The 24,181-nt window shown below is 68.7% G+C and carries 28 protein-coding genes; 15 read left to right on the forward strand and 13 right to left on the reverse strand.

Annotated elements, in window-relative coordinates:
- The first annotated feature begins 6 nt into the window (after nt 1–6).
- The 4 genes from ACSG06_RS09435 (at nt 7) to ACSG06_RS09450 (ending at nt 2,388) form a co-directional block, all read left to right on the forward strand.
- Nucleotides 7–519, forward strand: a complete 513-nt coding sequence (locus ACSG06_RS09435) for a DUF8173 domain-containing protein (protein ID WP_440990013.1) — start codon at nt 7–9, stop codon at nt 517–519.
- 59 nt (nt 520–578) lie between these two features.
- On the forward strand, nt 579–1,058 hold the full coding sequence (locus tag ACSG06_RS09440; protein ID WP_440990014.1) for a VOC family protein: 480 nt from the start codon (nt 579–581) through the stop codon (nt 1,056–1,058).
- Nucleotides 1,055–1,477, forward strand: coding sequence for a hydroxyphenylacetyl-CoA thioesterase PaaI (paaI, locus tag ACSG06_RS09445; protein WP_440990015.1), 423 nt, complete (start codon nt 1,055–1,057; stop codon nt 1,475–1,477). The genes ACSG06_RS09440 and paaI overlap by 4 nt, the downstream gene beginning before the upstream one ends.
- Before the next feature lie 62 nt (nt 1,478–1,539).
- Nucleotides 1,540–2,388 (forward strand): hypothetical protein, encoded by an 849-nt coding sequence (locus tag ACSG06_RS09450; protein ID WP_440990016.1) that lies wholly within the window; start codon nt 1,540–1,542, stop codon nt 2,386–2,388.
- A gap of 24 nt (nt 2,389–2,412) precedes the next feature.
- On the opposite strand, the gene ACSG06_RS09455 is transcribed toward ACSG06_RS09450, so the two are convergent.
- The 7 genes from ACSG06_RS09455 to ACSG06_RS09485 all read right to left on the reverse strand — a co-directional run bounded on the left by ACSG06_RS09455 (nt 2,413) and on the right by ACSG06_RS09485 (nt 12,395).
- A complete protein-coding gene (locus ACSG06_RS09455; RefSeq protein ID WP_440990017.1) occupies nt 2,413–2,802 on the reverse strand; it encodes a RidA family protein in 390 nt (129 codons plus the stop codon).
- 75 nt (nt 2,803–2,877) lie between these two features.
- On the reverse strand, nt 2,878–4,170 hold the full coding sequence (gene paaK, locus ACSG06_RS09460) for a phenylacetate--CoA ligase PaaK (protein ID WP_440990018.1): 1,293 nt from the start codon (nt 4,168–4,170) through the stop codon (nt 2,878–2,880).
- Between the two features lie 61 nt (nt 4,171–4,231).
- The gene (locus ACSG06_RS09465; protein ID WP_440990019.1) at nt 4,232–4,951 is read right to left on the reverse strand and encodes an ABC transporter ATP-binding protein; all 720 of its coding nucleotides are present in this window, start codon (nt 4,949–4,951) and stop codon (nt 4,232–4,234) included.
- Nucleotides 4,948–5,745 carry an ABC transporter ATP-binding protein gene (locus ACSG06_RS09470; protein WP_440990020.1) on the reverse strand — a complete coding sequence of 266 codons (798 nt, stop codon included), beginning with the start codon at nt 5,743–5,745 and terminating at the stop codon, nt 4,948–4,950. Before ACSG06_RS09470 ends, ACSG06_RS09465 begins: the two co-directional genes overlap by 4 nt.
- Complete coding sequence (locus ACSG06_RS09475) at nt 5,745–7,769, reverse strand: ABC transporter permease (RefSeq protein ID WP_440990021.1); 2,025 nt, start codon at nt 7,767–7,769, stop codon at nt 5,745–5,747. The genes ACSG06_RS09470 and ACSG06_RS09475 overlap by 1 nt, the downstream gene beginning before the upstream one ends.
- Before the next feature lies 1 nt (nt 7,770).
- The gene (locus tag ACSG06_RS09480) at nt 7,771–9,054 is read right to left on the reverse strand and encodes an ABC transporter substrate-binding protein (protein WP_440990022.1); all 1,284 of its coding nucleotides are present in this window, start codon (nt 9,052–9,054) and stop codon (nt 7,771–7,773) included.
- A gap of 365 nt (nt 9,055–9,419) precedes the next feature.
- Entirely contained in the window at nt 9,420–12,395 is a 2,976-nt protein-coding gene (locus tag ACSG06_RS09485) for a disk-shape morphogenesis protein volactin (RefSeq protein ID WP_440990023.1), read from the reverse strand.
- A 96-nt stretch (nt 12,396–12,491) separates the two neighbouring features.
- On the opposite strand from ACSG06_RS09485, the gene ACSG06_RS09490 reads away from it, so the two are divergent.
- The gene (locus ACSG06_RS09490) at nt 12,492–13,193 is read left to right on the forward strand and encodes a hypothetical protein (RefSeq protein ID WP_440990024.1); all 702 of its coding nucleotides are present in this window, start codon (nt 12,492–12,494) and stop codon (nt 13,191–13,193) included.
- Nucleotides 13,194–13,214: 21 nt separating this feature from the next.
- Here ACSG06_RS09490 and ACSG06_RS09495 read toward each other — a convergent pair whose 3' ends face one another.
- The 3 genes from ACSG06_RS09495 to ACSG06_RS09505 all read right to left on the reverse strand — a co-directional run bounded on the left by ACSG06_RS09495 (nt 13,215) and on the right by ACSG06_RS09505 (nt 16,279).
- Nucleotides 13,215–14,186, reverse strand: coding sequence for an NAD-dependent epimerase/dehydratase family protein (locus tag ACSG06_RS09495; RefSeq protein WP_440990025.1), 972 nt, complete (start codon nt 14,184–14,186; stop codon nt 13,215–13,217).
- 87 nt (nt 14,187–14,273) lie between these two features.
- Nucleotides 14,274–15,959, reverse strand: a complete 1,686-nt coding sequence (locus ACSG06_RS09500; protein WP_440990026.1) for a thiamine pyrophosphate-binding protein — start codon at nt 15,957–15,959, stop codon at nt 14,274–14,276.
- Entirely contained in the window at nt 15,956–16,279 is a 324-nt protein-coding gene (locus ACSG06_RS09505; RefSeq protein ID WP_440990027.1) for an EthD family reductase, read from the reverse strand. Before ACSG06_RS09505 ends, ACSG06_RS09500 begins: the two co-directional genes overlap by 4 nt.
- A gap of 98 nt (nt 16,280–16,377) precedes the next feature.
- Between ACSG06_RS09505 and ACSG06_RS09510 the strand changes: the two genes are divergently transcribed.
- The 3 genes from ACSG06_RS09510 to cutA all read left to right on the forward strand — a co-directional run bounded on the left by ACSG06_RS09510 (nt 16,378) and on the right by cutA (nt 17,590).
- Nucleotides 16,378–16,545: an HEWD family protein gene (locus tag ACSG06_RS09510; protein WP_440990028.1), complete on the forward strand. Its 168-nt coding sequence runs from the start codon at nt 16,378–16,380 to the stop codon at nt 16,543–16,545.
- 68 nt (nt 16,546–16,613) lie between these two features.
- Nucleotides 16,614–17,222 (forward strand): Ig-like domain-containing protein, encoded by a 609-nt coding sequence (locus tag ACSG06_RS09515; protein ID WP_440990029.1) that lies wholly within the window; start codon nt 16,614–16,616, stop codon nt 17,220–17,222.
- Nucleotides 17,223–17,275: 53 nt separating this feature from the next.
- A complete protein-coding gene (gene cutA / locus ACSG06_RS09520; RefSeq protein ID WP_440990030.1) occupies nt 17,276–17,590 on the forward strand; it encodes a divalent-cation tolerance protein CutA in 315 nt (104 codons plus the stop codon).
- Nucleotides 17,591–17,594: 4 nt separating this feature from the next.
- On the opposite strand, the gene ACSG06_RS09525 is transcribed toward cutA, so the two are convergent.
- On the reverse strand, nt 17,595–18,182 hold the full coding sequence (locus ACSG06_RS09525; RefSeq protein ID WP_440990031.1) for a hypothetical protein: 588 nt from the start codon (nt 18,180–18,182) through the stop codon (nt 17,595–17,597).
- Nucleotides 18,183–18,337: 155 nt separating this feature from the next.
- Between ACSG06_RS09525 and ACSG06_RS09530 the strand changes: the two genes are divergently transcribed.
- Complete coding sequence (locus tag ACSG06_RS09530; RefSeq protein ID WP_440990032.1) at nt 18,338–18,826, forward strand: 50S ribosomal protein L11; 489 nt, start codon at nt 18,338–18,340, stop codon at nt 18,824–18,826.
- 122 nt (nt 18,827–18,948) lie between these two features.
- On the opposite strand, the gene ACSG06_RS09535 is transcribed toward ACSG06_RS09530, so the two are convergent.
- A complete protein-coding gene (locus tag ACSG06_RS09535; protein WP_440990033.1) occupies nt 18,949–19,557 on the reverse strand; it encodes a hypothetical protein in 609 nt (202 codons plus the stop codon).
- Between the two features lie 389 nt (nt 19,558–19,946).
- Between ACSG06_RS09535 and ACSG06_RS09540 the strand changes: the two genes are divergently transcribed.
- The 6 genes from ACSG06_RS09540 to ACSG06_RS09565 all read left to right on the forward strand — a co-directional run bounded on the left by ACSG06_RS09540 (nt 19,947) and on the right by ACSG06_RS09565 (nt 23,860).
- Nucleotides 19,947–20,588 (forward strand): 50S ribosomal protein L1, encoded by a 642-nt coding sequence (locus ACSG06_RS09540; RefSeq protein ID WP_440990034.1) that lies wholly within the window; start codon nt 19,947–19,949, stop codon nt 20,586–20,588.
- Nucleotides 20,588–21,637 carry a 50S ribosomal protein L10 gene (locus ACSG06_RS09545; RefSeq protein ID WP_440990035.1) on the forward strand — a complete coding sequence of 350 codons (1,050 nt, stop codon included), beginning with the start codon at nt 20,588–20,590 and terminating at the stop codon, nt 21,635–21,637. The genes ACSG06_RS09540 and ACSG06_RS09545 overlap by 1 nt, the downstream gene beginning before the upstream one ends.
- A gap of 5 nt (nt 21,638–21,642) precedes the next feature.
- Nucleotides 21,643–21,996, forward strand: a complete 354-nt coding sequence (rpl12p, locus tag ACSG06_RS09550) for a 50S ribosomal protein P1 (RefSeq protein WP_440990036.1) — start codon at nt 21,643–21,645, stop codon at nt 21,994–21,996.
- A 110-nt stretch (nt 21,997–22,106) separates the two neighbouring features.
- On the forward strand, nt 22,107–23,366 hold the full coding sequence (locus ACSG06_RS09555; RefSeq protein ID WP_440990037.1) for a tripartite tricarboxylate transporter permease: 1,260 nt from the start codon (nt 22,107–22,109) through the stop codon (nt 23,364–23,366).
- 45 nt (nt 23,367–23,411) lie between these two features.
- The gene (locus ACSG06_RS09560; RefSeq protein WP_089731760.1) at nt 23,412–23,591 is read left to right on the forward strand and encodes an HVO_2753 family zinc finger protein; all 180 of its coding nucleotides are present in this window, start codon (nt 23,412–23,414) and stop codon (nt 23,589–23,591) included.
- A gap of 2 nt (nt 23,592–23,593) precedes the next feature.
- Nucleotides 23,594–23,860 carry an elongation factor 1-beta gene (locus ACSG06_RS09565; protein WP_440990038.1) on the forward strand — a complete coding sequence of 89 codons (267 nt, stop codon included), beginning with the start codon at nt 23,594–23,596 and terminating at the stop codon, nt 23,858–23,860.
- A 79-nt stretch (nt 23,861–23,939) separates the two neighbouring features.
- Here the strand turns inward: ACSG06_RS09565 and ACSG06_RS09570 are convergent, their stop codons facing one another.
- The gene (locus ACSG06_RS09570) at nt 23,940–24,179 is read right to left on the reverse strand and encodes a hypothetical protein (protein ID WP_440990039.1); all 240 of its coding nucleotides are present in this window, start codon (nt 24,177–24,179) and stop codon (nt 23,940–23,942) included.
- Nucleotides 24,180–24,181 lie beyond the last annotated feature (2 nt).

Below are 24,181 nucleotides of genomic sequence, written 5' to 3' on the forward strand. Positions count from 1 at the left end.
TCCGCTATGTTATCACCCGTGAGTGGCGTCTTCCTCCAGCCGGGGTTCGAGCCCGGACCGAGCGGCATCGACGTGGCGGTCAACCTCGGTAGCTCGGCCGGGTCGGCGTTCCTGACGACCCTCGTCGTCGGCGCCATCATGGTCGCGCTCGCGCCGGACTACACGCGCCGCATGATGGAGACGGTCCGCGAGGACGCCGTCGGCTCGTTCGCCTACGGGCTCGTCCTGCTCCTCGGGCTCGTCGTCGTCACCGTGCTCCTCGCCATCACCATCATCGGCCTCCTCTTCGCCATCCCGCTCGTCATCCTCGCCACGCTCGTCTGGGCGGTCGGCGCGGCCATCGGCTACCTCGCCATCGCGGACCGACTCGTCAAGCCCGAGCCGGACGAGTGGCTCGTTCCGCTGCTCGTCGCCGCCGGGCTCAACGGCCTGCTCGTGCTGACCGGGATCGGCGGCATCGTCTCCTTTTGCATCGGCGCGGCCGGCTTCGGCGCGGTGCTGCGGGACTGGCTCGGCTGACCGGAACGCCTGCCGGCACCCGAATTGGTTTGTCGCCGTCCCACGTGTGTGCCTACCACATGGCACACGACGTCCCCATCCGGGTCGACCACGTCGGCATCGCCGTCGAGTCGGTGGCCGACGCCGAACCGGTGCTGCTCGCGCTCGGCTGCGAGAAGATGAACGACGAGACCGTCGAGGACCGCTTCCGCTGGGTGTACTACCGACTCGGCGACGCCTCGCGGATCGAGCTCATCGAGCCCATCGAAGAGGACAGCTTCCTCACGAGGTTCCTCGCCGAGAACGGCCCGGGGCTGCACCACGTCACCCTGGAGGTCGCCGACCTCGACACCGTCGCGGACTCGCTCGATGCAGCGGGGCTCCGCGTCGTCGACCGCGCCGAGTTCGACACCTGGACGGAAGCGTTCGTCTCGCCGGCGAACCCGACCGGGACGCTGTTCCAGCTGATGGAGTACCACGAGGACTACCCGGAAGGCCGGGACCCGCCGGAGGAGCTGTTCGTCAACGGCGGCCGCGTCGAGGAGGTGACCAGCGCATGAGCGAGGACACCGCCACCGGCGACGGCGAGGTCCCCGCCGACGTCCGCGACCGCATCGAGGCCGACCCCTACTGCGAGAAGCTCGGCATCGAACTCGTCGACCTCGGGCCGGGCACCGCGACCCTGGAGCTGACCATCGCCGAGGACATGCTGAACTTCCACGGCACGCCCCACGGCGGCGCGGTCTACTCGCTCGCGGACGCCGCCTTCGCCGCCGCGTCGAACTCCCATGGCACGACCGCGGTCGCGCTGGAGACCAACATGAGCTACCTCGACGCCGTCGAGGTCGGTGACACGCTCCGCGCCGAGGCGCGGGAGACCCACATGGCGGGCCGGACCGCCGAGTACCAGATCCCCGTCACCGCCGACGGCGAGCGGGTCGCGACGTTCCGGGGCCGCGTCTACCGCTTCGTGGACTGAGTGGCTATCTTTCGGGGAACTGAACGGGACCATTTATGTAGTACGGACTAACATTCTCCCCCATGGGGTTGGAAATCAAACAGACGCTCGAGGGGACCGTACAGCGGTTGGCCTCCCCGACGGGCCTCCTGGTGTTCGTCGGCTTCGCCGCCTTCCGTCTCTTCGAGATGGTGATGTACGAGACCGCCTGGGGTGCCGCGATAGAGTGGACCATCGACAACTACGGCGGACAGATCGCCAGACAGTACCTCGGCTACGACGTGCGCGACTCGCAGGTGACCGTCGAGCGGCTGCACATGGAACTGCTGCAGCACGGCTACCCGGAGGCCGCCGCGTTCCTCCAGCAGGCCACCAGCTCAGGGCTCGACCTCTCGCTACCGGTCGTGCTCGCGTTCCTCGTGGCGTTCCCGTTCGTCGCCGATCTCCTGCACGTGCTCGGGGTGCGTGCCATCGCGGCCGCCGGCCCGGACACCGACGGACTCCCGACCGGAGAGCTGCTCTCGGGGCTCCCCGTCGTCTACCTGCGCTCGCTCGTCGCGAACTTCCTCGCCTGGCTGTGCATCGCGCTCGGACTCGTCCTCGGGAGCGTCCTCCTGTTCGTCCCTGGACTCCTCCTCGCGATGGCGTTCCTGTTCGTCCGCCAGCGCATCGTCCTCGACGGCGACGGCATCGTCGCGTCCCTCTCGAACAGCTACGGCCTGTTCCGCGAGCACCTCGGGACGGTGCTCGTCGTGTTCGGCATCACGCTGTTCCTCGGGGTGTTCTCGACCTGGGGTATCTCGCTCGGCTCGGGATTCGTCGCGCCGATGCCGGGCTGGCTCTACAAGCTGTTCACCACCGGGGTCATCGTGTTCAACATGGCGCTCATCACGAGCGCGTACCTCCAGTTCGAACGGCCGAGCGCCGCCTGAACCCGGGGGCGTCGTCGGTCGCGGTCACTCCGTGACGACGGCCTCCGCCTCGACCTCGACCAGCATCGCGTCGTCGACGAAGCCGGCGACCTCGACCATCGTCGCCGCCGGTCTCACGTCCGCGAAGAACTCGCCGTGGGCTCTGCCGACCTGCTCCCAGTCGTCGGCGTCGGCGACGAACATCCGCGTCCGGACGACGTCGGAGAGCGACGCGTCGGCCGCCGCCAGTGCCGACTCGACGTTCCGGAACGCCTGCATCGCCTGGGCGTGCGGGTCGCCCTCGCCGACCACCTGGCCCTCGTCGTCGGTCGCGGTCGTCCCCGAGACGACCACGCGGTCGCCGACCCGAACCGCCCGCGAGTAGCCGACCGTCGATTCCCACTCGGTGCCCGAGGAGACGTGCGTTCGTCGCATGGCTGGCTGGACGAGCGACGACGGCAAGAAGGTGCGTGTCGAGTACCGCGGTCGGCTGCAGGTGGTCGCGACGGGTTACTCTTCGCGGTGGTCGAAGACGCGCTTGACCTTCCCGACCTCGGTGCGCTCGATGACGCCGGGACCGACGACCTCGACCTCGTCGGGCTTCACGTCGAGGACGTCCTTGAGCTTGCTCTCGATGTCGCGGGAGAGCTCCTCGTGGGTACCGTCGTAGGACTCGTCGTGCTCGACGGTCAGCTCCATGGTGTCGAGGTTGCCCTCGCGGTAGAGGTCGATGCGGTAGTACGGCGCGACGTCGGCCATGTCGACCATGACCTCCTCGATCTGGCTCGGGTAGACGTTGACGCCGCGGACGATGAGCAGGTCGTCCGCGCGGCCGGTGACGTTGTCCATCCGGACGATGGTACGGCCGCACTCGCACTCCTCGTAGTTCAGCCGGGTCATGTCGCCGGTCCGGTAGCGGATCATCGGGAACGCCTGCTTCGTGAGCGACGTGATGACCAGCTCGCCCTCCTCGCCCTCGTCGAGCACCTCGCCGGTCTGCGGGTCGACGATCTCCGGGTAGAAGTGGTCCTCCCAGAGGTGCAGGCCCTCCTGGGCCTCCTCGCACTCGATGGAGACGCCCGGGCCGATGATCTCGGAGAGGCCGTAGACGTCGACGGCGGTCACGTCGAGCGCCTCCTCGATCTCCTCGCGCATCGGGTCCGTGAACGGCTCCGCGCCGATGACGACCCGCTCCAGCGAGAGGTCCTTGATGTCGATACCCTTCTCCTCGGCGTACTCCGCGAGGTAGAGGCAGTACGACGGCGTACAGGAGAGCACGTCGGACTCCATGTCCTGCAGCATGTCGAGCTGACGGGCCGTGTTGCCCCCGCCGGTCGGGATGACGCAGGCGCCCAGCTCCTCGACGCCGTCGTGGAAGCCGAGGCCACCCGTGAACAGCCCGTAGCCGTAGGAGTTCTGGACCATGTCTCCCTCGCGGACGCCGGCGGCGTACAGCGACCGGGCCATGACCTCGTGCCAGACGCCGAGGTCGTCCTCGGTGTAGGCGACGATCTTCGGCTTGCCCGTCGTGCCCGAGGAGGCGTGGACGCGGCGGAGCTCGCTGTGGTCGACCGCGAACAGCTTGTCCGGGTAGTTGTCGCGGATGTCCTCCTTGGTCGTGAACGGGAGCTTCGAGACGTCCTCGACGCTCTCGATGTCGTCCGGTGCGACGCCGGCGTCGTCGAAGGCGTCCCGGTACCACGGGACGTTCTCGTACACGTGCTCGACCGTGTGCTGGAGACGTTCGGTCTGCAGTTCGGTCAGTTCCTCGCGTGACGCGGTTTCGATGTCGTTGTATGTCATGTGTCGTGACTCCGTGTGTTCGTCTGTTTCTCGCGCGATGCCGTAACGGTTTGTGAGAGGGTCACATGCTGACGCCGAGGTGTCTGTCGCGGACCTCCTCGTCCGCGTCCAGCTCCTCGGGAGTGCCCTCGTAGACGATGTTGCCCTTGTCGAGGATGTAGACGCGGTCCGCCAGCGCGGACGCCACCGCGACGTTCTGCTCGACGAGCAGGACCGTGATGCCCTCCTCGTTGAGCTCGCGGACCAGGTCCGCGACGCGCTCGACGATGATGGGTGCGAGCCCCTCCGTCGGCTCGTCCAGCAGGAGCAAATCCGCGCCGGCGACGAGCGCCCTCGCGATGGCGAGCATCTGCTGTTCGCCGCCGGAGAGGTCCGTCCCCCGGCTGTCCTTGCGCTCGCGCAGGTTCTCGAACGCGTCGAGCTCCCAGATATCCTCGACGCTCCGGCGATGGGCGGTGTCCGCGCCGCCGAAGCGTCCCATCTTCAGGTTCTCCGTGACCGTGAGGCCGGGGAACACCCGACGCTCCTCGGGGACGAATCCGATGCCGTCCCGGGCGACCGCCTCGGAGGACCAGCCGGTGATGTCCTCGCCCCGGAACCGGATCTCGCCGTCTGTCGGCGGGCATACGCCGACGATGCTCCGGAGCGTCGTCGTCTTGCCGACGCCGTTGCGGCCGACGAGCGTGACGACCTCGCCCTCCTCGACGTCCATCGTGACGCCCGAGAGCACCTCCGTCTCGCCGTAGCCCGCGTGGACGCCGTCGAGTTCGAGCAGGCTCACAGCACACCACCACCGAGGTAGGCCTGCTGGACCTGCTCGTTGTTGGCGACGGCCTCGGGCGGCCCGGTCGCCAGCTCTTCCCCGCGGTTCAGCACCGTGATGCGGTCGGACGCGTTCATGACGAGTTCGATGTCGTGTTCGATGAGCAGCACCGTCCGGTCGCCGAGCACCTCGCCGATGAGCTCCATCGTCGCGCGGGTCTCCTCGGCGCTCATGCCGGCGGTCGGCTCGTCGAGCATGACGAGCTGTGGGTCCGTCGCGAGCACGAGGCCGATCTCGAGCCGGCGACGGTCGCCGTAGGCCAGCGTGCTCGCCTGCTCGTGCCCGCGCTCGCCGAGCCCGATACGCGAGAGCACGTCGTCTGTCCGTCCGTTCAGGTCCTCGAACGAGTCCTTGTGCCTGAACGCGTTGTCGATCGGCGAGCGCTTCCGGAGGACCGCCTGCGCGGCGAGTCGGACGTTCTCCCGCACGGTGAGTCCACCGAAGACGTTCGTGATCTGGAACGAGCGACCGATACCGCGGTGGACGCGCTGGTGCGGTCGCAGCTGCGAGACGTCCTCGCCGTCGAAGATGACCGAGCCCTCGCTCGGGAGCAACGCGCCCGAGATGAGGTTGAACAGGGTCGTCTTGCCGGCCCCGTTCGGGCCGATGATGCTCCGGAACTCGCCGCGTTCGACCTCGAGGTCGAGGCTATCGACGGCGACGAGTTCGCCGAAGCGACGCGTCAGGCCCTTCGTCTCCAGCACCACCTCGCCGGTTCCGAACGTCGTCACGGCGTCGTCTGCGGTCGCCATCAGTCGGACACCTCCGCGGGTTCACCCTCGGGCGGTGCATCGGACGAACTGTCCGACCACTGCTTCACCAGCGACGGGATGGAGACGATGCCACGCGGCACGAAGATGACGAACAGGACGAACACGATACCGAGCACGCCCTGCCACTGTTCGATGCCGAAGTCCAGCAGGAGCTCCTCCAGCGAGAGGTAGCCTGCCGCCCCGACCATCGGGCCGTAGAGGGTACCCATGCCGCCGAGCAGGGTCATGACGATGACCTCGCCCGACAGCAGCCAGTCGAGGAAGCCGGGCGAGGCACGCCCCAGGTTCTGGGTCGCACGCAGCCCGCCGGCCAGCCCGGCGAGCCCACCACTGACGACGAACGCCCGGCGCTTGTACGCCGTCGTGTCGTAGCCGAGGAACGACGCGCGCTGCTCGGACTCGCGGATGGCCTGCAGCACGCTGCCGAACGGCGCGTCGATGAGCCGCCGGGAGACGAGGTACGAGCCGACCACGAGCGCGACGATGACGTAGTAGTACAGGTGGATCTCTCCGAGCAGCGAGACGTCACCGAACTCGGGCCCCGACGAGATGCCGTAGTAGAACGCGTCGGCACCGACGCCGTCCTCGCCGTTGGTCAGCGGCGGTACCGTCGGGAGGCCGAGCGATTCGAGCGTCGGGTTGAACTCCGCGCGCAGTCCGGGCATCTTCAGCGACAGGCTGGCGAACAGCTCCGCGAACGCCAGCGTGATCATCGAGAAGTACACCCCGGACACCCGGATGGAGAGGTAGCCGACCATCCAGGCGATGAGCGCCGCGACGACGATGCCCGCGAGCAGCGCGAGCCAGATCGAGGGTACCAGGTACAGCGCGAACAGCACCGTCGCGTACGCGCCGAGGCCGTAGAACAGCACGTGCCCCAGCGAGACGAGACCGGTGTAGCCCATCACGAGGTCGAGGCTCAGCGCGAACAGCGCCCAGATGAGTATCTCGACGAGGATGCTGTTCACGACGAACGAGCCGTAGAGGACCCCGATGCCGAGCGGGGCGGCGAACAGCAACGCCACCACCCCGGCCCCGATGAGCCGACGTTGTCTCCCGGTCAGCACGCCGCTCCCGGCGGCCGTGAGCAGTTCACCCCCTTCGCCGGGGTCGTGCCACTCGGGGCTGCCGAACAGCCCCTGCGGGCGGACGAGCAGGACGGCGATCATCAGCAGGAAGACCACGAGGCCCTCCAGGAACGGCACCTGCCACTGGACGAGCACCTGCACGACGCCGACGAGCAGGCCGCCGGCGACCGCGCCGCGGAAGCTCCCGAGCCCGCCGAGCACCACGACGATGAACGCCGGGATGATGACGGAGCCACCCATGCCGGGCCCGACCGACTGCCGGCCGGCGAGGATGACGCCGCCGACGGCGGCGAGGAACGCACCGAACGCGAAGACGAGCGTGTAGTAGCGGTCGATGTCGATGCCGAGGTGACGGACCATGTCGCGGTCCATCGACCCGGCACGGACGACCAGCCCGAACCGCGTACGTTCGAGCATCAGCCACGCGCCGAGCGCGATGAGCGACCCAGCGATGATGACGAAGTAGCTGTACAGGGTCTTCTCGAAGCCGAGGATCGTGATGGTGCCCGCGAGCGAGCCGACGTCGATCGTTCCAAGGGGTTGTGTCCCCCAGACGTACTCGATGGCGTCGACGAAGATGAGCACCAGTCCGAACGTCAGCAGGATGTGGTACAGCGGGTCCCTGCCGTACAGCGGTCGGACGGTCAGGCGCTCTATCGCACCGCCGAGTATCGCGACCGCGAGCGGGGCGACCAGCAACGCCACCCAGAAGTTGCCGATGCCGGCGGTCGTGAGCGCCACGCCGAAGTACGCACCCAGGGCCAGCAGTTCGCCGTGGGCGAAGTTGATGACGTCCATCACGCCGAAGATGATGGACAGGCCCGCCGCGAGGAGGACGTAGACCATCCCGACAGTCAGCCCGTTGATGAGCTGGTCGAGGAGGCTGACGCCGAAACTCGCTTGCAGCTCTAACATCTTACAGTGAGCACTCGGTCTCCTCGCAGGGGATCATCGCGTCGGGACCTTCCACCTTCGAGAGGAGCTCGACGTCCGCCATCTCGCCGGAGTCCGGTTCGACACACTTGCCCATCCACGTCGGGTTGAGCGCCTGGTGGTCGCAGGCCCGGAACTGGTTGGTGCCGAGGATGGAGTCCATCTCCAGCCCCTCCAGGGCGTCGATGACGTCGTCGACGTTGGTCGAGCCGGCCTCCTTGATGCCCTCCGCGGTCATCATGACGGACTGGTAGCCGACGCGAGCGAAGTTGTCCGGCGGGGCGCTCGTCTCCTCCATGTTCATGTACGCCTCGCGGAACGTGTTGTTCTTCGGGTTGTCGATGTCGGCGACGTAGCGGACACCACCGTACAGGCCGTACGCTGCCGGACCCAGCGCGCCCCGGACGACCTGGAAGGTCATCGTCGGCGCCATGATGTCCTTGTCCTCGGTGATGCCGGCCTCGACTGCCTGGCCGGTGAAGTTGATGAGGTCACCACCGGTCATCCCGACGACCACAACCTCTGCGTCGGAGTTGTCGATCTGGCTGATGTAGGTGTCGAAGTTCGTGGAGCCGAGCTCGGAGGCCGTGCTCCCGACGATGTTGAGGTTCGAGTTGGCCTCCCGCATCCGGGCCTCGACGCGGTTCCTGACCGAGGTCCCGTAGGCGTAGTCCGCGATGTGGAACCAGACGTTCGACCCGAGGTTGTTGACCGTGTACTCGGAGACGGCCTCGGCGATCTGTGCCGTGTTCGTCTCCGCGCGGAACACGTACTCGTTGCAGCCGCTTCCGGTGACCGGGACGGCGGCCCCGCCCGGGTTGTAGATGACCTCCTCCTCGGCGGCGAGTTCGTTCAGTGCGAGCGCGACGGAGCTCGAGATGGCGCCCATGATGAAGTTCGCGCCGTCCTCCTCGACCGCCCGCCGGGCCGCGTCGACGGAGGCGGTGTCCTCCGTCTGCCCGTCCTTGTAGACGCCCTCGATCTCGAAGTCGAACTCGTCGTCCTCCTGGAGCGTCTGGATGGCGAGCTTCGCGCCGTTGCGCTGTCCGGGTGCGAGACTGCTGTACGGGCCGGACATCGGACTGACGATGCCGTAGGTGACCGAATCGGAACTGCCCGCGGATCCACCGATGTTCCCGAGACAACCCGCCAATCCGAGAGCACTCGCTCCCGCAGTCGCTCGAAGGAAGGTACGACGAGAACCGAATCCACTCGACTCCCCCTGGCTGATAGTGCGCTGCTTGCGATTACTGGTACCCCGTGCCATGCATGAACATTTATTAAATAGAGCCTAAATCAGTTCGCCCGCACATATCCGGGGTACTTATGAGGTACATAGCCGTTCTCGATGCCGCAATCCCGGTTCCGTCGGCGGGAAACGCGAAAAATACTGCGCCGAGTTGTGGCGTCCGGTCCGTTCTCCAGCCCGAGGATACCGGTTGGATGTACACGCACTGCTGGAACGCGAACAGTGGAGCGACCTCATAGCAGTCGAACGCCGTCCCACGGTTCATCGGGCAGGAGTCGGTCCAGAAGGACGAGGCCGGGGACGTCGAGTGGGACTGAGCTGGCCACGCCGTGGGAGGAGGCACCGGTCCGGGAGTCCGCCCCCGAACCGTGTCGGTCGGCCGATCAGCGCAACAGGGCGGCGGCTCCGACCACGACGACCAGCACGAGGCCGAACAGGCCGCCACCCAGCGGGGTCGTGAGCGCACCGAAGAGGCCGACGAGTCCCGCGGTCGCGGCCCCCGAGACGATGCCCGCGGAGACGGCCGAGGACCGGGCCTCACCGTTCGCCGCAGCCTCGTCCGCCGCAGACTCGTCCGCGTCGACCCGTTCCTCGAGCGCGTCGAGTCGCCCCGAGACGCCGGCCAGTTCGTCGAACCGGTCGTCGAGCTCGTCCACGCGCGCCGTCAGTTCGGTGGCCCGCTCGGACAGCTCGTCGTCCCGCCCGGCGTCGTCGACCGCCTCGGCGAGGTCCTCGACCCGGGCCTGCACCTCGTCGATCTCCGCGGCGAGTGACTCCTGGGCCGTCGCGTCGGCGGACTCGCTCGCCACGGTGTCGACGTCGGCCGCCACAGAGTCGACGTCGCCCGCCACCGAGTCCACCTCGTCCGCCACCGTCTCGACCCGGTCGTCGAGGCCGCCGACGTCTGCACTGACGTCCGAGAGCTCCGACCGCAGCTCCTCGACAGCCTCGTGCTGGTCGACCACGTCGGCACGCAGCGCGGCGAGGTCCTCGGTGCTCGGTGCGTCGCGCTCGTCGACGTTCCGTGCGACGTCGTCGACCCGGTCCGACAGCCGGTCGACACGCTCCGCCAGCTCGCCGTGGTCAGAACCGACCTCCTCGACGCGGCCGTCGATGGCCGCCACCCGGCTGTCGACCGAGTCCACGTCCGTCCGGGTCTCGTCGAGTCTGTCGCCGACACCGTCGAGGCGCTCCCCCACCGCCGAGACGTCCGTGGCAACGTCTGCCACGTCCGCTTCGACCTCCGCCATGTCTGCTTCGACCTCCGCCACGTCCGCCGCCACCGAGTCCACGTCCTCCTCGACCTCGTCCACCCGCTCGTCCACCGACTGGACGGTGGTGTCGAGGTCGCCGAGGCTGGCCTCGACCCACTCCAGCGAGGTGGCCACCGAGTCCAGGCGCTCGGCGTCGGCCGCGCCGTCCTCGACCGACTCGACCCGTTCGGAGACCGCGTCGACACGGCCGTCGACGTCGTCCACGCGACCGTCGACATCGGCCACGCGGTCCGAGACGTCGGCCAGCCGGTCGTCTATCGCGCTCACGTCGTCCCGGAGGTCGGCCAGCGAGCCCGCCGTGTCGTCCAGGTGCGCGGCGAGCCCGTCCACCCGTTCGGCGTCGGCGCTCTCCTCCCGCAGGGCAGCGAGGTCCTCGCCGGTCGCGTCGAGCGCGTCCTCGACCGCGTCGAGGTCGGCGGTGAGGTCCAGCCGGAGTTCGGCGAGCTCGTCGGCGACCGTGTCGACCTCGGACCCGAGGCCGTCGAGTTCGGCCGCGACCTCGTCCACCAGCGATTCGAGGGCGTCGTGGGTCTCGGTGTCGACTGCCCGTTCGTCGAGGTCGTCGAGCCGGTCTGCCAGCGCCGACAGCTCCGCGCCCGTCTCGTCGAGGTCCTCGCGGAGGTCCTCCAGCAGCGAGCCGTTCAGGTTCGTGCGTCGTTCGAGGTCGCCGACCCGGTCGGCCGCGTCCTCGATGCTGTCGGTCGCCTCGTCGAGGTCCGCCGTCACGTCGTCGACCCGGTCGGCGGTCTCCTGGAGGTCGGTCGCAGAGGCGGCACGGCCCTCCAGTTCGGCGAGGTCCGTCGCCAGGTCGTCCACCCGGTCGGCGACGTCGGCGAGGTCGGTCGCGACGGCGGCCTCGGCCCGCAGGTCGTCGACCCGCTCGTCCAGTTCCTCGACCGCCGCCTGCACCTCGTCGAGTTCGTCGTCGCGCTGGCCGAGCCGTTCGAACATCTGGTCGATGGCCCGGTTCGCGGAGTCGTCCTCCGGGTTCCGGCTGCCGGTGCTGTCTGGCGAGGCGGTCGAGCCTCGGTCTGCCTGCGTGGCCGCGGCCGTCGCCGACGCCGCAGCCGCACCGTCGCCCCCGTCATCCGTCGCGGCGTCCGACCAGGAGACCGCCTCGTAGGCGTCAACGTCTGCCTCGGCCGCCGCGAGTGCACCACGGACGGGGCATTCGACCGGGTCCGCCGCGCGTCGGACCTCGGAGACCGAGACCGGCACGTCGGACTCGTCGAGCCGGCCACCGAGGAGGAGTTCGAGGCCCGGGACCGCGCCCTCGCCGGCGACGACGACCGGTGCGGCGACGCCCGGGCGCACGTCGCCCTCGTCGGCCTCGCGGGCGAGCGTCGCGAGGAGGTCGCCCACGAGTTCGTCCACGGCCTCCGCGAGTGCACCCTCGACGCCACCCGATGCCGTGTCTGGACCGATCGAGAACGCGGACAGGGCGACGCGCACGTCGCTCTCGTCGGCGCCGCAGATCCAGGCCGCGCGCTCGACGATGTCCTCGGTACCGGTCGGGAGGGAGAACGCGACCACGGGGACGCCGTAGTAGGAGAGACAGACGGCGGTCGATTCGGGGCGGATCGCGACGCCGAGGCCGGTGTAGCCGTCGTCGTCGGCCGCGCCGTAGAGTGTCGCCAGCCCGGTGTGGATGGGCGTCGCGTCGAAGCCCGCCGCGTCGAGCGCGTCGGCGACGGCCTCGCGGTGTGCGTCGGTCGGCAGGTCGGCGTCGACGACGGTCCCCGGCGAGGTGTAGCAGGCCCGGCCCGGGTCGTCGGGTGCGAGCGATTCCACGAGTGCTGCGAGTGCGTCGGCCGCCCCGTCGCGGGCGTCGAGCACGTCGCGCACGAACAGCGGTTCCGCCGTCGCGCCCGTCGCGTCGGCAGCGCGGTTCGCGTCCTCCCCCACCACGTGCACCGTCCCGTCGCGTTCGGCGTGCGCGAGCCCGTCGAGCGAGAGCTCCGCGTCGGCGAGCGCGTCCGCGTCGACCGTCGCGACGAGCGCCGGCGCGTCGACGAGCGTCGGGTCTGCCGGGTCGCCCGTGGCGACGCGAAGTCGGTCCGTGCAGAAGTCTAGTCCAGTCACCATGTCAGATACACGGCTGGTTGACGGGGGGAGGTATTGGTCGTTGTGACCGAGCGGACCAACTTTGAGGTGTCTGGATACTGAAACACGTGCTCGAGCATGAGACGACGTGCCCTCCTCGCCTCGGCGACGAGTGCGGTCCTCGCGGGCTGTTCCGGGCAGGCGGACGCTCCGGGTGCGACGACCCGACCGAAAACCGGAACCACCACAGGGACGACGACAGACCCGACGAGCACGGTCGAGACTGCCGACGGCGGGTCGGAACCGGGACCGGCACCGCGGGTGACCGCCGTCGACCAGTCCTCGTTACGGGACGTGGGGCTCGCTATCGAACTCACGGTCGACAAACGCGCCAACCGGTACAGCCCGGCGATGGTGCGGGCGACGCTCCGGAACGAGTCCGAGACGCGGGTCAGTGTCGTCTGCGACGGCGTCGTCCCCCTCGGGAACGCGCACGACTCCGACGACGAGTCGCTCTTCCTCGCCCCCCAGCGACTCGACATGGCAGGCAGGGTCGGCAACGTCGGTGACTGCCGGTTCGCACCGCCTGAACGGGAAGGCAGGTGCTGGCAGTCCCAGGGGACCATCTCGACCATGGACCGTCTGGCCGGCCACACGCTCTACCCCGGCGAGGCCATCTCGAACGTACACGACGTCCTGGTCGCTGGGCGGCACGGCTGTGTCTCCGAAGGAGAGTACGAGTTCACCGACTCGCGGTTGCAGTACGAGCGACCCGACGACGACCGTCGGACGAGGGTCGAGTGGGGGTTCACGCTCTACTACCCTGGACCGAGTGGCTGAGCGCGAGACCGTTCCGACCGGTTACAGCGGTTCGAGGCCGGCCTCCTCGCGGAGGACGTCGATGTACTTCCGGAAGCCGGATTCGAGGTCGTACTGCACCTCGTACCCCGTGTCCTCCTGGAACGCCGTCATGTCCAGGCGCTGGGTCCACGGCAGCTCGCCCTCGTCGCTCACCTCGATGTCGGCGTCGGGGATGATGGACTCGACAGTCTCTGCGGCCTCGCGGATGGACGCGAGCTCGCCGCGGACGTTGTAGACGCGCTGGCTGAGGTCGTCCTCAGGCGTGAACGCCGCGAGTCGGAACGCCTGCGCGATGTCCTCGACGTGCTGCCAGTCGATCTCCTGGTCGCCGTACTCCACCGAGAACGACTCCCCGACCGCGGGCTTCTCGATGATGTTCGCCAGGAATGCGCTCCCGCCGGTTTCACGATAGGGGCCGTAGGCGACCGTCGGCCGGATGGCGACGTGGTCGACGTCGAACTCCTCGTTGTACACCCGGGCCTGGTGCTCGTTGTACTCCTTCGTCGCGCCGTACAGCGTGTCGGGGTAGACGAGGTCGTCCTCGGTGACCCACCAGTCCCCACCGTCGTCGTAGTTCGCCGGCGGGGCGTAGACCGCAGCCGAAGATGCCCAGGCGACGCGCTCGACCTGGTCGTCGAGGGTGCGCGCGGCCTCGAAGATGTTGTTCGTCCCCTCGATGTTCACCTGCATCGCCGCCCGCGGGTTCGACTCCGCCGTGTTCGTCAGCAGCGCGGCGAGGTGGATGATGTGGGTCGTGTCCGTCTCGGCGACCGCGTTCACCACGTCCGTCGGGTCGCTCACGTCGCCACGGCGGATCGCCACGTCGTCGGCGATGCCGAGCTTCTCCAGGATGCGCGGGTCCGTCGACAGGTCGTAGGCCACGACGTCGTGCCCGTGGTCCAGCAGGTCCTTCGCGACGTACGACCCGATGAAACCGGTGCCACCAGTGACGAGGACGGTCGAATCCGACATTGGCGGAACGTTCACCGAGGCCGGCCAAAAAGGTTCTCGTGAGGGCAGCCGCGTCCGCCGTTCCCGGCCGAACGAGGCGTACGAGCGCTACTCGTGGAGGCCGCCGACCTCGGCGTAGAACGACGACTGGAGCGTCTCGGCCATGTCGGGCTCGCGGTCGATGCGCACGTCGAGCACCGTCGGCACGTCGTTGGCCTTCGCCTCCTGGAGCGTCGGTTCGAGGGCCGCGGGGTCGGTGATCCGGTGGCCCTCGCCGCCCAGTGCCTCCGCCACCTGCACGAAGTCGGTGTCGTGGAACTCGACGCCGGGGATGGAGTCGTCCATCTGGCGGACCATCCCGAGGCTCGTGTCGTTGAGTATCACGAACGTCGGCGCGACGCCGTGGTCGACCGCCGTCTCGACCGCGGTCATCGTCATCGTGAACCCGCCGTCACCGGCGACGCCGATGGCGTCCTTGCCGAGCAGCGCGGCGGTGACCGCCGCGGGGGCCGCCCAGCCCATGCCGCCGACGCCGCCGGAGCCGTAGTACGTCTCCGTGTCGGGCGTCTGGAGGTAGTTGAGCAGCCAGAACCGGTTGTTCCCGGAGTCCGCGGTGACGACCGTCTCGGAGTCGACGACGCTCTCGATGGCCTTGCACGCCCGCTGGGGCATGATAGGCACGTCGTCGGACTCGCACTCGGGCACCGAGAAGTCCTCCCGGGCCTCGGCCGCGCGGTCGAGCGCCCAGCCGTTCTCGCTTCCACCGGCGTCTGCGAGTGCGGCGAGCGACTCGGTAGCGTCGCCGATGAGTCCCACGTCGGCCGGGTACACCCAGCCCGCGTTGCGCGTGTCGATGTCCGCGTGGACGATGGTCTGCTCGTCGGGGCGGATGAACGACGTGGCCTGCCAGTTGGTGTCCATCGGGTTCATCCGACAGCCCACGACCAGCAGCGTGTCCGCCTCGCTCACCACCTGGTTCGCACCCTCGTGACCGAAGGAGCCGATGACCCCGGCGGCCCGGTCGTGGACCTCCGGAATCGTCGACTTGCCGAGGTAGGAGGTGGCGACGACCGCGTCGTAGGCGTCGGCGACGGCCTGCAACTCGTCGTACGCGTCGGCTGCGTGCACGCCGTTGCCCGAGATGATGACGGGCCTGTCTGCGGATTCGAGCGCTTCGACGGCGTCGGCCACGTCCGCGTCGGTCGGCTGGGCCTGCCAGTTCTGCACCTGTCGCTCGTCGTCCCAGACAGGCGGGACGCTGTCCTCGGGGAACTCGTCGCTGACGGCGTCGCCGTCGAGGATGACGGCGGTCGGCCCCGGTCTCCCGGCGGTCGCGTGCTTGAACGCGAGCTGCGTGGAGCGGACCGTCTCGGTCGGGCTCCGGGGGAACCACCACTCCTTGGTGACCCCGTCGAGGATCTTCGGCAGGGCGAGCCCGCCGTAGTCGCCGCGCGACTGCTGGTACGGGGCGAGCGTGGAGTAGTCGCCGCGCTCGCTGGCCTCCGTGATTGCGACCATCGGCGAGGAGGCGAGGCGTGCCTCCATCTGGCCCATGTTGCCGAGGCTCCCGATCCACGGGCCCTGTCCCGCGAGGACGCCCGGCTGGCCGGTCATGCGGCCGTAGGACTCGGCCATCACGCTCGCCTCGCGCTCGTCGCGCGGGCGGACGACCGCTATCTCGTCGTGATCGGCGAGCGTCTCGAACACCTCGATGACGCGGCCGCCGGGGTAGCCGAAGACGTACTCGGTGCCGAGCGCGGAGAGCGTATCGACGACTCGTTCGGCCGTGTTCATTCGTCGCCGTCCATCTGGACGGTCTCGTCGACGTACAGCGTCGGTCCGGCGTCGGGCTTCGCGAAGTTCGCCAGGTCGGCCTGAACCTCCTGGCCGACCTCGGACTCGAAGGCGGCCTGCAGGTCGCTCATGTCGTCGAAGTACAGCTCGACGATGCCGTCGTACTCGCTGCGCTCCGGGGCCGTCGGGACGCTCGTCACGTACCTGTTCGCGTGGGGTAGCTCCTTGGCCAGCGGAACGTGTTCCTCGTACCAGTACTCCACGAACTCCTCGTGCGACATGTCGTCCTGCCGGACGAGGAGGTTGACGAGCTTCACCATAACGGTCGGAACGACGCTCGGCCCGCCCTTGGGTCTACCGGTGGGAGAAACCTGCCGGGGGCGCGTGAGCTTTTGTGCCTCGCCGTCCCACTGGGAGTATGACGGAACTGAAGCGACCGACCGCCCGGACCTGCGAGCGGTGTGGCCGACAGGAGCACTGGGACGGGGACGCCGAGTCCTGGCGGGTGACCGACGGCGAGGTCGGCCAGCGATTCTGCATCCACGAGTGGGACATCAACGGAACGTTCAACCCCGTCGGAGAGTAGTCGAACGGGCTGAAACAGCGGTTTCAGCTAGCAGAAGACCGTTATCTGTCCCTCTCGTTCGTCCGAGCATGAAGCGACGTGCCCTCCTCGCGACCGTCGGTGCGGCCGCCACTGCACTCGCCGGCTGTACCGGACTGCTGGACGGCGGCTCCACCGACGAGCCCGACGACGACGGCGACAGCACGCCGAACGACGGAACCACGCCGAATGACGGCGACAGCACGCCGAACGACGGAACCACACCGAGCGACGGCGACACGCCACACGACCTCTACCTCGCGAACCTCCGCGACGAGACGCTGCGAATCCACGTGGAGCTCCGCCGGACGGACACGGACGAGACGCTCGTCTCGGGAACGTACGAGCTCGACGGCGGGCAGGCAGCCGAGTTCGAGAACGTCGCCGGGTGGGACGGCGAGTACGCGGTGACGGCGACGCTCCCGACCGACGCCAGCGCGACGTACGACTGGCCGACCGAATCCTGTCCCGATGAGTCCTACTCACGCAACGCGAGCCTCCGTGTCGGTGGCGAGACCGCCGACGCCGACGGCTTCTCGTTCGTCGTCGACAACTGCGATGCCATCGTCGCCGGGACGGCCGCGTCGGCGGGCCCGGCCGAGCACTTCCGGGTCGAGGACGGCGACGGTGACGGCGGCGACACGACGACGAGCGCCTGACCCAGGTCCTGCAGACCCGGGTCGTTTTTGCCCACCCGCCCGGAGAGATAGCCATGCCCACCGTCTACATCACCGCTCCGCCGGACGCCGCGACAGACCTGGCCAGCCAGCTCGTCGAGGAGCGCCTCGCAGCCTGCGTCAACCGCGTTCGCTGCCGGTCGACGTACCGCTGGGACGGCGAGGTCCACGACGACGACGAGGAGATACTGCTCGCGAAGACGACCGACGACGCCTGCGACGAGCTGATGGCGCGCGTGACGGAGCTCCATCCCTACGACGTGCCGGCGATCGAGCGGTTCGACGTGACCGAGGCGTCGGCGCCGTTCGAGGAGTGGCTCGATTCGGCCGTCGAGACGGGAGAGAACTGAGTGACTACGGGCGAACCGCGTGGGTCGCCTCGACGAGCGTCGTCGCGCGGGACTCGAACAGCGCTGGTACGTCGTCGGTCGCGTCGAGCCGGAGGTCGTAGCCGAGCGCGGGTCGGTCGCCCTCCCACTCCTGCGAGGGGATGAGGACCGGCAGCTCGTAGCGCTGGAGCCGGCCGTCCGCGCGTTTGACCGCCGCCCACGCCTCGTCGGTCGGGGGGTCGACCTCGAACGCCTGCCAGATGGCGTCCTGGACGCGCTCCTCGGCGCGCCTGTAGTTCGGGAGGTGCTTCTTCAGCGGGCCGGGGACGTCCGCGACGTACGCCTCGGAGGCGTCGTGGAGCAGGCCGTAGAGCTGCGTCCGCTCGTCCGCGCCGGCGCGTTCGAGTTCGCGGCTGACGTAGAGGGAGTGGAGGGCCACGCTGTAGAAGAACCGCGACTGCCCGGCGGCGCGACAGACGTTCGCGGTGCCGTGGGCGAGGTCCGCCAGGTCGACCGCGTCGGGGTCTGGGTCGAACGGGCGGAGAGTCCGGCCGGACTGGGTGCTGATCGCTGCGTCTCGTTCGTTCGGAGTGGGGTCGGTTGCCAGTTTCATGTGAGAGTACCAGTTTCCACTCTCTCAAGAACGGCCTTCATATAACACTTGCCAATCACGAAATCGTGACGGCCGTCGGTGGGTGTCCCATGTCAACCCCCAACATCCGGCGTCGAAAGACAATCCTTAAAACTCGCGCACGGATTCGTTCACGCATGGCTGGAACCATCGAAGTGCTCGTTCCGGGTGGCCAGGCCAACCCTGGCCCGCCGCTCGGTCCCGAGCTCGGTCCGACACCCGTCGACGTGCAGGCAGTCGTAAGTCAGATCAACGAGGAGACCGCCGCGTTCGACGGCACGGAAGTGCCCGTCACCGTCGAGTACGAGGACGACGGCTCCTTCACCATCGAGGTCGGCGTCCCGCCGACCGCGGAGCTCATCAAGGACGAGGCCGGCTTCGACACCGGCAGCGGTGAGCCCCAGGAGAACTTCGTCGCCGACCTCACCGTCGAACAGGTCAAGCAGATCGCCGACCAGAAGCAGTCGGACCTGCTCGCGTACGACCTGAAGAACGCCGCGAAGGAGGTCGTCGGGACGTGCACCTCGCTCGGTGTCACCATCGAGGGCGAGAACCCGCGCGAGTTCAAGCAGCGCATCGACGACGGCGAGTACGACGACACCTTCGCCGACGAAGCTGCAGCGTAATCCGCGAACTCGAACAGCGAGCGGACCCAGATTCTCCGATTCTCCACGACCGGTAACGGAGCGATGCATCGAGCGTCAGCGACCGGTGTCTCCCACGAGGCGGCCACGCAACCGGCCGGCGGCTACGACAGCCGCTCCCGGAGCAGGGCGCCACCGACGACGGTGACGACGGCGAGCACCGAGGCGATGGCGGCGATGACGGCCAGGGGGACGCCGGTCCCGGACGCCGAGAACGGACCACCGGCCTGAGCGGGCTGGAGGCCGACCAGCGCGTCGGGTGCGAGCACGCCGACGACGGCGTAGAGGCCGACCAGGGCGACGGCGAGCCCACCGGTGCCGAGGCCGAGCATGGCGGCCATGTCCTCGACGTTGAGCAGCCGGTGGGCGGTGCGCTCGTCGACGACCTCCTGCCGGAGCCGGAGGGCCGCGATGGCGAAGAGTGCGGTCGCCGCGAGCGTCTCGACGCCGACGGCGAACAGCCCCAGGATGGCGAGCTTCGGCGACGCGAACAGCGCCGCCCACGTCGTGCCGCCCTTCGCCGTCGCGGTGGCGGCGGCGAGCGCCGGGACCGTGGCGACGAGCGTCGCGAGGACCAACCCCTGGCGTCGGAGCTTCGACGAGATTGTCCCCGAGAAGAGGCTGTAGCGTCGTGCGCGTAGTCGTTCGTACGGCGTGCCGTCGACGATGGCACGCGAGATGTGGTCGTCCAGTGCGTCTGTGGTGTCTCCCATCCGCTTCAGTGGGGACAGATTACAGAGCGACAAAAGCGCTCCGGCCCGTTCGTGCTCAGGTAGTTGCACGTTACGCCCCGGTAGAGAACGCGTATCGACCGCGTGCCAGCCCGGGGCAGTCGGCCCACGTACCGTGGTATGACATGCCGATGTCTGGATAACGTCACGTGATGTGGTCGTCGGTGCCGTCGGCCTTCGGTCCGCCGAGCACGGGCGCCACGGCCGCCGTCCGGCACGTTGGTTTCCACGGCCTCACCCTGCAAACTGCCCGAATCACCGCCAGACTGGTTCGACGGCTTTAAGTTTGCACTCCGTCACGGCCTACGTGAGACAGGCTTCGCCTGTTTCACTGACCCGTAGGAGCACTACGCGTACTACGGAGGTGAACGATGGCAGACCAGGATATAGTCACAGCAGTCTCTCGCGCACTCGAGGACGGCCCGCAGCGGAACTTCCGCGAAACGGTCGATCTCGCGATCAACCTGCGCGACCTTGACCTCAACGACCCGTCGAAACGTATCGACGAGTCCGTCGTGTTGCCGTCGGGCACCGGTCAGGAAACCCAGATCGTAGTCTTCGCCGAAGGCGAAACCGGCCTTCGAGCGGAGGACGTCGCTGACGAAGTGTTCAGCGGCGACGAACTGGCGGACCTGGGCGGTGACGACGACGCCGCGAAGGACCTCGCCGACGAAACAGACTTCTTCATCGCACAGGAGGACATGATGCAGGACGTCGCTCGCCACCTCGGGACCATCCTCGGTCCGCGGGGGAAGATGCCGACACCGCTCGGCCTCGACGAGGACGTCGTGGAGACCGTCAACCGCATGAAGAACACCGTCCAGCTCCGGAGCCGTGACCGGCGGACGTTCCACACCCGTGTCGGTGCAGAGGACATGGGTGCGGACGAGATCGCCGACAACATCGACGTCATCATCCGGCGGCTGGAGGCCAACCTCGAGAAGGGCCCCCTCAACATCGACTCCATCTACGTGAAGACGACGATGGGGCCGTCCGTGGAGGTGAGCGCCTGATGAGCGCCGGAGCCGAGCGCAAGACCGAGAACCTTCCGCAGTGGAAGGTCGAGGAGGTCGACGAGCTGGTCGAGATGATCGAGTCCTTCCAGAGCGTCGGCGTCGTCAACGTCGCGGGCATCCCGAGCCGTCAGCTCCAGGCGATGCGCGCGGACCTCTACCCGGACACGAAGCTCCGGATGAGCCGGAACACGCTGCTCGAGCGTGCACTCGACGAGGTCGACGAGGGTATCGAAGACCTCGCAGAGCACATCGAGGGCCAGGTCGGCCTCATCGGCACGGACGACAACCCGTTCGCGCTGTACAAGGTGCTCGAGGCGAGCAAGACCCCCGCACCCATCAACGCTGGCGAAGTCGCGCCGAACGACATCGTCATCCCCGAGGGCGACACCGGTGTCGACCCGGGGCCGTTCGTCGGCGAACTCCAGCAGGTCGGTGCGGCGGCACGCATCATGGACGGGTCCATCCACGTCACGGAGGACTCGAACGTCCTGAGCGCCGGCGAGGAGGTCTCTGACGGGCTCGCGAACGTCCTGAGCGAACTCGGCATCGAGCCGAAGGAGGTCGGGCTCGACCTGCGCGCCGTCTACTCTGATGGCGTCATGTTCGACCCCGAGGACCTCGACATCGACATCGAGGCCTACCGCAGCGACGTGTCCACGGCAGCGGCACGCGCACGCAACCTCTCCGTCAACGCGTCCTACCCGACGACGGCCACCGTGCCGACGCTCATCGCGAAGGCGACGGGCGAGGCCAAGAGCCTCGGCCTGCACGCCTCCGTCGAGAGCCCCGAGCTGATGGACGACCTCGTCCGCAAGGCGGACGGGCAGGTCCGCGCGCTCGCGGCAGCGTTCGACGACCCCGAGGCGCTTCCGGAGGAGCTGCAGGACATCGAGCCTGCGGCACCCGAGGAGGCGGAGACCGAAGAAGCCGAAGACGAATCGGACGACGACCAAGACACCACCGAGGAGGCTGACGCCGACGACGCCGACGAAGACGACGGCGACGACGAGGACGGCGCAGCGGGCCTCGGAAACATGTTCGGATAATCACAATGGAGTACGTTTACGCAGCACTCATCCTGAACGAATCGGGCGAAGAGATCAACGAAGAGAACCTCACCGCAGTGCTCGACGCAGCGGGCGTCGACGTCGAGGAGTCCCGCGTCAAGGCCCTCGTCGCAGCGCTGGAGGACGTCGACATCGACGAGGCCGTCTCGGAGGCGGCCGCTGTCCCCGCCGGCGGCGCAGCTGCAGGCGGCGCTGCCCCGGCTGACGAGGGCGGCGACGACGAAGGCGACGAGGAGGAGGAGGAGGTCTCCGACGTGCCGGACACGACGGACGACGACGATGACGACGACGACGTCTCCGACGAGGGCGCCGAGGGTCTCGGCGGCCTCTTCGGCTGAAGTCGCGCCACACGAACCGCGCATTCTTTCGACGCAGCCACCGAGAAGCGACAGCCGTCGCGACCATCGGAGGCGGACCTTCATATACCGGGACGGTACCAGAGTCGGCGATGGAGCCGTCCCTCCCGCCAGTCGCGGTCGGTCCGACCGCACCGCTCGCCACCGCCGGCGTGCTCGCCGACCTGCGCCTGCTGGCGTGTGTCCTCGCCGGCGTCTGTCTCGGCACGGCGAGCGGGCTGACCCCGGGGCTGCACGCGAACAACTTCGCCCTGCTGCTGGCAGCGGTGGCACCGTCCGTTCCGGCGCCGGCGGCCTGTGTCGTCGCGGCGATGCTCGCGGCCGGAGTGGTGCACACCTTCCTCGACGTGGTGCCAGCGCTCGCACTCGGAGTGCCGGACGCGGCGATGGCGGCGTCGGCGCTGCCCGGGCATCGGCTCGTCCTCGGCGGCCGTGGCCGGGAGGCGCTCCGGCTGTCGGCACTCGGGAGCGGCGCCGCGCTCGTACTGGCAGTCCCGCTCGCGGTCCCCCTGACCGAGTTCATGACCGCGGTCTACCCCACATTGCTCGCGCACCTCTCGCTGGTGCTCGCGGCGGTGGTGGTCCTGACACTCGCCGTCGAGCCGTCGTGGTGGCCGCGGCTGGCCGGGGTGGTCGTCCTCTGCCTGTCGGGTGCGCTCGGGGCGGTCGCGCTGCCGATGGAACCCGGCGCGCCGCTCCCGGCGAGCGTGCTCACGCCGCTGTTCGCGGGGCTGTTCGGTGCGCCCGTGCTGCTCGACGCGATGGACGGCGGTGGCGTCCCGCCCCAGGCCGATGCCCGACTGCTCGTCGACCGACGCTCGGTGGGTGTCGCTGCCGGGACCGGTGCTCTGGCGGGCGGGGCCGTGGGCTACCTGCCCGGTGTGTCGAGTGCCATCGCGGCGACGGCGGCGCTGGCGGGGTTGCCTGCCGACACGGGCGACCGGGGATACGTCGTGGCGACGAGCGGCGTCAACACCGCAAACGGCGTCTTCGCGCTGTTCGCGCTCGTGGCGCTCGGCGCTCCCAGAACCGGCGTGCTGGTGGCCGTCGACCGTGTCGGTGGTGTGCCGTCGCTCCCGGTCGCGCTGGCGGCGGTCGTCGTCGCCGGAGCGGCGGGGACCGTCCTCGTCGTCACGGTCGGCGACCGCTACCTGTCGCTCGTGGGACGCGTGGACTCTCGGCGGCTCTCTGTCGCCGCCCTCTGCCTGCTCCTCGTGCTCTCGGTCGCGTTCGCCGGACCGGCCGGGGCCGTGCTGTTCGTCGCCGCGACACTGGTCGGGCTGGTGCCCGTTCGGCTCCGCACGCGTCGGGTGTACTGCATGGGCGTCCTTCTCCTTCCGCTCGCGTTGTAAGGTCGAAAGACAACCGTTAAAACCGACGGGCGGGAAACCAGCGGTATGAGCGAGTCGAACCAACGCGCCCGGCGCACCTGCGTCTCCTGTGGGATCAACATCTCGGGGACGAACGCAGCCGCGTTCAAGTGCCCGGACTGTGGTGCGCAGATCTACCGCTGCGCGAAGTGCCGCAAGCAGAGCAACCTGTACAACTGTCCCGACTGCGGGTTCGAGGGGCCGTAACGATGGGGAAGGTCGCAGCCAAGATCAAGGTCATGCCGAACAGCCCGGACATCGACCTTGACGAGCTCCAGGAGCGTCTCGAGAACTCCCTGCCCGAGGGCGCGAAGATCAACGGCGTCGAGCGCAAGGACGTCGCGTTCGGTCTGGTCGCGCTGTTCCCGACCGTCATCGTGCCCGACGACGCCGGTGGCACCGAGGCCGTCGAGGAGGCCTTCACCGAGGTCGACGGCGTCGAGTCCGTCTCCGTCGAGAACGTCGGCCGCATCTGAGTTCGGTCCGACCCCATCCGTTCTCACGGTCACCGTACGGTGACCAGCTGTCCGCGCCGTAGCCGCGGCGCCATCGCTGTCAGCGCGGGAGGACGCGCCGCCAGAGGACGTCGATCACGACGACGCCCACGTAGGAGCCGACGGTCATGACGAGGACGGTCGTCATCGCCTCCTCAGGCGTGTCGACCCCGAGGACACCCACCCCGAGGAGGTCGGCGACCACCGACACCGCGGCGATACTGACGACGAACAGGAAGAGCCGCGGGTCGACGAACTCGTCGCGGAGACTCCCCCGATCCGGGGACGTGGAGTCCGACACGG

The organism is Haloarchaeobius baliensis (genome assembly GCF_052060055.1).
Lineage (GTDB): Archaea > Halobacteriota > Halobacteria > Halobacteriales > Natrialbaceae > Haloarchaeobius > Haloarchaeobius baliensis.